This window comes from Vogesella mureinivorans, from assembly GCF_007644035.1.
Classification (GTDB): Bacteria; Pseudomonadota; Gammaproteobacteria; order Burkholderiales; family Chromobacteriaceae; genus Vogesella; species Vogesella mureinivorans.
The window spans coordinates 1-309 of the sequence record NZ_VMTV02000706.1; the positions used below are offsets into that span (position 1 = coordinate 1).

At 60.2% G+C, this 309-nt stretch carries 1 protein-coding gene; it reads right to left on the minus strand.

All coding sequences use genetic code 11. From position 1 onward, the window contains the following. Nucleotides 1-153: 153 nt before the first annotated feature. The coding region (locus FLQ44_RS17830) for an ATP-dependent Clp protease adaptor ClpS (protein WP_206208960.1) at nucleotides 154-309 on the minus strand (156 nt) is incomplete at its 5' end.

Consider the following 309-nt stretch of genomic DNA (forward strand, 5'->3'; position numbering starts at 1 on the left):
TGAACTCATGGCGCGCCTCGCGGGCCTGCTTGTAGCACTGGCCGATGCTGAACTCGAGATCTTTGCTGAACATGCCGGGGCTCCTTGCGCCTGACGGGTACCGCTGTTGCCGCGAATCAACGATGCCCTTATCGGCATCCCTGCTCCATCCTTTTAAGCCTTTTCCATGCTGCACAGCAGGGGGTGCTGGTGCGAACGTGCGAATTCATTGACCTGCTGCACTTTGGTTTCTGCCACTTCCCGCGTGTAGACGCCGCACACGCCCTTGCCGCGCGTATGCACATGGAGCATCACCTGGGTGGCACGCTC